Genomic DNA, 7,588 nt, shown 5'->3' with positions numbered 1-7,588 from the left:
GGACACCGACCCCGCATCGGCGCCGTTCTGACACGGTTGCGCGAACCCTGCGTTTTTACGGCGCCTGGCGGGTTCCGCCCGCCGGCTCGTTGGCCGGAAGCCAGGTGGGACGCGCAATTTCTCCACCGGCTGGCAGACCATTGTCGGCATGCTCGGTGGGCGTGCTCCGGCAGACCGGGGCTGGGCTGCAACTTTTGGGCGGTGGACCGCGCCGGTTGCAGTCCTGCGCTGAGCTCTGGGCAGCGTGCTTTCGTTACAGCCGGCGGGCCCGGCCACGGTGCCTTGGCGCCAGCGGGGCTGGCGCGCCGGTCAGCGCCCCAGCAGCGACCGCGCCACCAGCTCCTTCATGATCTCCGACGTGCCACCGTAGATGCGCAACACGCGCGCGTCGGTCCAGAAGCGCGAGATGGGGTACTCGGCCATATAGCCATAGCCGCCAAAGAGTTGCAGGCAGGCATCCGCCACGCGGCCGAAGACCTCGGTGGTGTGCAGCTTGAGGGCGCTCACGGCCTCGGGCGTGAGTTCGCCGCGCTCGTAGGCCGCCACGCTCATGGTGAGGAAGGCCTCGGCGGCGGCGATGTCGCTGGCGCACTGCGCCAGCGTGAAGCGCGTGTTCTGGAACTGGGCTACCGCTTGGCCGAAGGCCTGGCGTTCCTGTACGTACTTCACCGTGGCGTCCAGCGCGCCCTTGGCGCCATGCACCGCCTGCACGCCGATGATGAGGCGCTCGCGCGGCAGCTCGCGCATCATCTGCACGAAGCCCTGGCCTTCCACACCGCCGAGCAAGGCGTCAGCGGGCACGCGCAGGTCGTTGAAGAACAGCTCGGAGGTGTCGCCCGCATGCTGGCCGATCTTCTCCAGGTTCTGGCCGCGCGTGAAGCCGGGGGCTTTCGTGTCCACCAGGAACAGGCTCACGCCCTTGGCGCCGGCCGCCGGGTCGGTCTTGGCGGCGAGCACCAGCAGGTCGCAGTGCTGGCCGTTGCTGATGAAGATCTTGCTGCCGTTGATGACGTAATGATCGCCGTCGCGTTTGGCGGTGGTGCGGATGGCTTTCAGGTCGCTGCCCGCGCCGGGCTCGGTCATGCCGATGGCCGCCACGGCCTCGCCGCTGGCCATGCGCGGTAGCCAGTGCTGGCGCTGCGCCTGGGTGCCGCAGTGCAGCAGGTAGGGCGGCACGATGTCGTTGTGCACCTGCAGCCCGCCGACGAAGCCGCCGTAGCCCCGGCGCGAAAGCACCTCGACCACGGCGAACGAGAAGTGCACGCTGGCGCCCGGGCCGCCGTACTGCTCAGGCACGTCGGCGCACAGGTAGCCGTTCTCGCCCATTTGGCGGAACAGCTCGCGGCTGACGAGGCCGGCCTTTTCCCAGTCGCGGTAGTGGGGCTCAATCTCGGTGTCGCAAAAGCGCTCCAGCGACGTTTTGAAGAGCTGCAGTTCGGCTTGCTGCTCGGCCGTGAGGAAGGTGTTGGGAAGCATGGTTGCTATGAAATATGAAGCTGCCAGCGCTTTATGGAAAAGCTCTAAGAGCTGTTCTCTTGTGTTGTCGGAATCCATGGCGAATTCGCAGTGGCCTGCGAACTGGCGCGGCCCAGGCCAGTGGCCACCGCGCAAGGGCCGCCCCGCTGCGCCGGTGGCGTCCCCCTTCCGCATCGCGCAGCGATGCCAGAGAAGGGGGAAGCGGCGCATCCGCTCAGGGGGTTGGCCTGGTCATACCCGCTCGTAGATCGCCGCGATGCCCTGGCCGCCGCCGATGCACATGGTCACGAGCGCGTAGCGCCCGCCCGTGCGGTGCAGTTCAGCGATCGCCTTGGTGGTGATGATGGCGCCGGTGGCGCCCACCGGATGGCCCAGCGAAATGCCCGAGCCGTTGGGGTTGACCTTGGCCGGGTCCAGGCCCAGCTCCTGTACCACGGCGCAGGCTTGGGCGGCGAAGGCTTCGTTGGCTTCGATCACATCCATGTCTTGCACCTTGAGGCCGGTGCGCTGCAGCACCTTTTGCGTGGCGGGCACGGGGCCGATGCCCATGTAGGCCGGGTCCACGCCGGCGTGCGCGTAGCCCACGAGGCGGGCCAGGGGCTTCACGCCCAGTGCGCTGATGCGGTCGCCCGCCACCAGCACCACGGCGCTGGCGCCGTCGTTGATGCCCGAGGCGTTGCCGGCGGTCACGGTGCCGCCGTCCTTCCTGAAGGCGGGCTTCATGCCGGCCAGCACGTCCAGCGTGGTGGCGGCGCGCACATGTTCGTCTTCCTGGAACAGCACGGTGCCCTTGCGCGTGGCGATTTCAACCGGGACGATCTGGTCCTTGAAGTAACCGGCGGCGATGGCGGCGGCGGCGCGGCGTTGGCTTTCCAGCGCCAGCTGGTCCTGCATTTCGCGGCTGATTTTGTAGCGCTCGGCCACGTTTTCGGCGGTGATGCCCATGTGCATCTTCTGCCAGGGGTCGTGCAGGATGCCGAGCATGTAGTCGATGCTCTTGGCGTCGCCCATGCGCGCGCCGTAGCGGGCCGCCTGGTCGAAGTAGGGGCCCCGGCTCATGGACTCGGACCCGCCGCCCACGGCCACGTCGCAGTCGCCGTAGCCTATGGCCTGCGCCGCCGAGATGATGGCCTGCAGGCCCGAGCCGCACAGGCGGTTGACGTTGAAGGCGGGCGTCTCGATGGGGCAGCCGGCGTCGATGGCGGCCACGCGGGAGAGGTAGGCGTCCTTGGTGTCGGTGGGGATCACATTGCCCATGACCACATGGCCCACGGCGTCGGGCGCCAGGCCCGAACGCGCGATGGCAGCCTTGACGGCGGTGGTGGCGAGCTGGGTGTTGGGCACGTCTTTCAGGCTGCCGCCGAAGGTGCCAATGGCGGTGCGGGCGGTGCTGACGATGAAAACGTCACGGTGGGTCATGGAAAAGCTCCGAGAAAAGGAAACAAAGGAAAAAGGTTCAGCGGCCCTGGAAGGCGGCGGGACGCTTGGCGTAGAAGGCCGCTATGCCCTCGGGCAGGTCGGCGGTGCGCGCGGAGGCCACGAAGGCATCCGCCTCGGCGGACAGTTGCGCGGGTAGGTCGCGGTCGAAACTGGCGCGCATGAGGCGGCGCATGTGGCCATGGGCCTGGGTGGGGCCGCTGGCCAGGCGTTGAGCGAGTTCCTGCACGGTGGCATCGAGTTCGGCGGCGGGAACGACGCGGTTGACCAGGCCCAGGCGTTCGGCATCCAGGGCGGTGTAGGTGTCGCCGAGCATGGCGATTTCGAGCGCGCGGCGCAGGCCCACGAGGCGCGGCAGCGCCCAGGAGGCGCCCACGTCGCAGCTCGTGCCCAGGTTGATGTAGGCGAGGTTGAAGCGCGTGCCCTCGGCGGCGAGCACAAAGTCGGCCTGCAGCATGAGCGAGAGGCCCGCGCCGGCCGCCACGCCATGCACCTGGGCGATGACGGGTGCATTGAGCTGCGCCAGCAGCGCCACCGCCTCGTTGAGCGGTGTGAGCAAATCCTTGGCCCCCTGCACGGGGTCGGCGCGCAGGGTGGCCAGGTCGCCCCCCGGCCATGAAGCCCTTGCCCGCGCCGCGCAGCACCACGCAGCGCACGCTGTCGTCGCTGGCGATGGCCCGCACGGCGGCCAGCAAGGCGGTGGCCATGGGCACGTCGATAGCGTTGAGCGCATCGGGGCGTTGAAAGCACAGCGTGGCGATGGCGCCGTGGCGTTCGACCTGCAGGGGGGCGGGGCTGTCGTGGTTCATGGGGGTTTTCAAGTCAGAATAAGCTGCAGTGCCTGTGGAATAAGCGCGTGCAGCTCGTGGTTTGATAGCAATTGCGCGGGCTAGCGGTACAGCGCCTCGATTTCGGCGGCGTAGGTCTTGTAGATGCTGGAGCGCCGCACCTTCATGGTGGCGGTGACCTCGCCGTCGTCGTGGTCCAGCTCCTTGGTGAGCAGGTGGAACCTGCGGATCTGCGCCACCTGCGCCAGCTTAGCGTTGCCGGCGCCCATCTCGGCGTCGATGAGTTCGCGCACGGTGGGCGTTTCCACCAGCGAGCGGAAATGCGTGAACGGGATGCGCTGGGCCTCGGCCCACTTGCCCACCGTCTCGTAGTCGATCATGACGAGCGCACCGACGAACTTGCGCCCCTCGGCGACGATGATGCACTCCTTGATGTAGGGGCTGGCCTTCATCGTGTTTTCGATCTCGGACGGCGTGAGGTTCTTGCCGCCGGCGGTGATCATGATGTCCTTCAAGCGGTCCACGATCTTGATCTGGCCGTCCACCAGGCGCACCACGTCGCCCGTGTGCAGCCAGCCATCCACGATGCTTTGCGCCGTGGCCTCGGGGTTCTTGTAGTAGCCCGCGAACACCATGTCTCCCTTGATCTGGAACTCGCCGCCCAGGTCGTCGTCGCTGCCCTTGGCAATGCGCCACTCCACGCCACTCGTGGGCACGCCCACGGTGCCGACCTGCACATCGTCGAGCTTGTGGCCGGTGACCATGCCGGTCGATTCGGTCAGGCCATAGACCTCGACCAGCGGCACGCCGAGCACGCGGAAGAAGCGCACCACGTCGGGTGGAATGGGCGCGGCGCCGGTGAGTGCCACTTTCGCCTCGCGCAGGCCGATGAAGTTCTGCAGCGCGCGGAACACCAGCCAGTAGCAGGCGGTGTAGGTGAACATCTCGCCGATGCTCCAGCGTGCGCGCGGTTTCTCGGCCAGCGGCTGGCAGGCGGCGTAGGCCTTGCGGAACAGTGCGCGGCGCAGGCCGCCGGTTTCCTGCAGCTTGATGCTGATGGCGGCGTGCATCTTCTCCCAGATGCGCGGCACGCCCAGGAACATGGTGGGCGCCACCTCGCGCAAATCTTCCTGCACGGTGCGGATGGATTCACCGAAGTTGACCTGCGAGCCGACGTACACCGGCACGAAGGTGGTGAGCATCTGCTCGGCCACGTGGCACAGCGGCAGGTAGGACAGGTGGGTGGTCTCGCGCGAGAGCTGGAGCCGGTCCACGATGCCCGGCACCATGCCCCGGATGTTGCGGTAGGAAATCATCGCGCCCTTGGGCTTGCCGGTCGAGCCCGAGGTGTAGATCATGAGCCCGATGTCGTCGAGCTGCTGGCGCGCCAGCGCCGCGTCGATGGCCGCGAGCTTGCCGCTGCGCTGCCCGAGCTGCTCCACCTCGTCGAAGGTGGCGATGAGGCCGCGCACCTCGGGCGCGAAGCTGCGCAGGCCCTTGGTTTCCATGACCACGATCTTCTTCAGGCGCGGCAATTCCACCAGCGCTTCGAGCACCTTGTCGGTCTGCTCCTGGTCCTCGCAGACGATGATCTCGATGTCGGCATGGCCCACCACGTAGGCCACCTCGGGCGAGGGGCTGGTGGGGTACACGCCCACGGTGACGGCGCCCACCAGGCCCGCGCCCATCTGCGTGAGCACCCATTCGATGCGGTTCTCGGAAATCACGCCCACATGGCCGCCCTCGGGCAGCCCCAGGGCGCGCAGGCCCAGACCGAAGTGGCAGGCACGCTCGAAATACTGCGCCCAGGTGAAGGGCTTCCAGATGCCGAAGTCTTTTTGCCGGATGGCGACGCGCGCGGCATCCTGGCGCGCGCGCTCGCGCAGCATCTGGGGCAGGGTGAGTTCGGGGAGATTCAACATGTTCGCGCTCACGACAACCAGCGCTTGCGGCGCTTGTAATGCTTGATGTCCTTGAAGCTTTTCGCTTCGCCGCCGCCGCCCATGCCGAGGTAGAACTCGCGCACGTCGGGGTCGTTGGCCAGGCGCTCGGCCGAGCCGTCGATGACGATCTTGCCGTTCTCCATGATGTAGCCGCGGTGCGCCACGGCCAGGGCCACGGTGGCGTTTTGTTCCACCAGCAGCATGCTGGTGCCACGCTCGGCGTTGATGCGCGCGATGATGGTGAAGATGTCTTCGACCAGCTTCGGACTCAGGCCCAGCGAGGGCTCGTCGAGCAGGATGAGCTGGGGCTGGGCGATGAGCGCGCGGCCGATGGCCAGCATCTGCTGCTCGCCGCCCGACAGGTAGCCCGCCAGGCCCTTGCGGCGCTCGTGCAGGCGCGGGAAGTACTGGTATACGAGGTCGAAGTCGGGTTTGGCCGCGCCCTCGCGGCCCGTGAGGGCGTAGGTGGCGGCGACCAGGTTTTCCTCGACCGTGAGGTCCTCGAACACCCGGCGCCCTTCCATCACATGCGAGAGGCCGCTGCGCACCAGCTGCTGCGGTGCCAGCGCGGCGGTGCTCTGGCCGTTGAACAGGATGCTGCCGCTTTCCAGCGCGCCATCCTCCAGCGCGAGCAGGCCGGACACCGCCTTGAGCGTGGTGGACTTGCCCGCGCCGTTGCTGCCCAGCAGCGCCACGATCTGGCCGCGCGGCACGGCCAGCGACAGGCCGCGCAGGGCCTGCACGACCTTGTTGTAGATGACCTCGATGTTGTTGACGTCGAGGACGTGGTCCGTGGCGTTCTGGGTCATGGCAAAGGCAGTGTCAGAGCTTGATCCAGTCGGAGGCGGCGACCATCTTCTGGGCCTTCATGTCCGCGCGGTACACGCGGCCGACGGGGATGGAGTTGCCCGTGATGGTGATCGGCACGCCGATCAGGCCGCCGGTGTCGAAGTCCTTGAGCGTGTTCAGCGCTGCCTTGAGGTTGGCGCCGGTGAGCGGTTTGCCGGCGTCCAGCGTGCGCTTGGCCGATTCCAGGAACAGCATGGCGGCGAGGAAGCCCTGGATGTAGGCCGTGCTCTGGTATTCCGGGCGCATGGCGCGGATCTTCTCCAGCATGGGTGCCTTCTCGGTGTCGTAGTAGTAGCGGAAGGGCATCACGCCCATGAAGCCGTCGCCGTCCGGGCCCATCTTCATGACGGTGGAGCTGTCCATGGTCCAGAAGGTGCCCATCCACTTGCTGGTCATGCCCTGCTGCTTGCCCTGGGTGATGAACTCGGGGATGGGCGCGAGGATGTAGCCGTGGAAGATGGTGTAGTCGGGCGCGGCGCGGCGCAGCTTGATGACTTCGGTGGAAACGTCCACGCTGCCGGCGGGCGTCATGATCTTGATGGGCACCGACAGGCCCAGGGCCTTGGCCGCGGCTTCGCTCTTCTCGATAGGGTCGCGGCCGAATTCGGAGTCGGAATAGACGAAGGCCACCTTGGCACCGGGCTTCTCCTTGGCGATGTGCTTGAGCAGGATGCCAAACATCTCGGTGTAGTCGGGGCCGACCAGGAACTGGTGGGGGTACTTCTTGGGGTCGTTCAGTTCGGAGGCGAACGAGGCGCCCGCCATCAGGATGTTGCCGTTGCGGTCCAGCTCGGGGTTGATGGTCTTGGCGAAGCCCGTGGAGTCGCCGTAGTAGACGTTGACCTTGTTCTGGCTGGTGATCTTCTTGAACGTGGCCACCGACACATCCACCTTGTAGCCGGTGTCCTCGGGCACGTACTTGACCTTGCGGCCCTTGATGCCGCCCGCGTCGTTGACGATCTTCACGTAGTCCTGGATGCCGGCGTTGATGCCCACGCCCGCGAAGGCGAAGACGCCCGTCATGGGGATGGAGCCGCCGATGACGATCTCCTCGGCGCCCTGCGCGAGCACCGACAGCGGGTGCGTGAGCGCGGC

Annotated in this window: 5 protein-coding genes and 1 pseudogene; all 6 read right to left on the bottom strand. The window is 67.2% G+C overall.

Annotated features, from left to right (window positions below; genetic code table 11):
- Positions 1-309 precede the first annotated feature (309 nt).
- Positions 310-1,476 carry an acyl-CoA dehydrogenase family protein gene (locus ACDELDRAFT_RS16830; RefSeq protein WP_040329648.1) on the bottom strand — a complete coding sequence of 389 codons (1,167 nt, stop codon included), beginning with the start codon at positions 1,474-1,476 and terminating at the stop codon, positions 310-312.
- 231 nt (positions 1,477-1,707) lie between these two features.
- The gene (locus ACDELDRAFT_RS16825) at positions 1,708-2,895 is read right to left on the bottom strand and encodes an acetyl-CoA C-acyltransferase family protein (RefSeq protein ID WP_005799051.1); all 1,188 of its coding nucleotides are present in this window, start codon (positions 2,893-2,895) and stop codon (positions 1,708-1,710) included.
- A gap of 37 nt (positions 2,896-2,932) precedes the next feature.
- A pseudogene (locus ACDELDRAFT_RS16820) lies at positions 2,933-3,722 on the bottom strand (enoyl-CoA hydratase/isomerase family protein).
- A gap of 80 nt (positions 3,723-3,802) precedes the next feature.
- Positions 3,803-5,623, bottom strand: coding sequence for an AMP-dependent synthetase/ligase (locus ACDELDRAFT_RS16815; RefSeq protein WP_005799048.1), 1,821 nt, complete (start codon positions 5,621-5,623; stop codon positions 3,803-3,805).
- An 8-nt stretch (positions 5,624-5,631) separates the two neighbouring features.
- A complete protein-coding gene (locus tag ACDELDRAFT_RS16810) occupies positions 5,632-6,453 on the bottom strand; it encodes an ABC transporter ATP-binding protein (RefSeq protein WP_005799047.1) in 822 nt (273 codons plus the stop codon).
- Positions 6,454-6,466: 13 nt separating this feature from the next.
- A partial coding sequence (locus ACDELDRAFT_RS16805) for an ABC transporter substrate-binding protein (protein ID WP_005799046.1) occupies positions 6,467-7,588 on the bottom strand: 1,122 nt, incomplete at its 5' end.

This window comes from Acidovorax delafieldii 2AN (genome assembly GCF_000175235.1).
GTDB lineage: Bacteria > Pseudomonadota > Gammaproteobacteria > Burkholderiales > Burkholderiaceae_C > Acidovorax > Acidovorax delafieldii_B.
The sequence above is the reverse complement of the archived record's forward strand: the minus strand, read 5'-3'. Positions and strand labels throughout refer to the sequence as shown.

Excerpts from the sequence above, each read along its gene's own strand:
- ACDELDRAFT_RS16825 (WP_005799051.1), bottom strand. The coding sequence starts at position 2,895 with ATGACCCACCGTGACGTTTTCATCGTCAGCACCGCCCGCACCGCCATT.
- ACDELDRAFT_RS16830 (WP_040329648.1), bottom strand. The coding sequence starts at position 1,476 with ATGCTTCCCAACACCTTCCTCACGGCCGAGCAGCAAGCCGAACTGCAG.
- ACDELDRAFT_RS16810 (WP_005799047.1), bottom strand. The coding sequence starts at position 6,453 with ATGACCCAGAACGCCACGGACCACGTCCTCGACGTCAACAACATCGAG.
- ACDELDRAFT_RS16815 (WP_005799048.1), bottom strand. The coding sequence starts at position 5,623 with ATGTTGAATCTCCCCGAACTCACCCTGCCCCAGATGCTGCGCGAGCGC.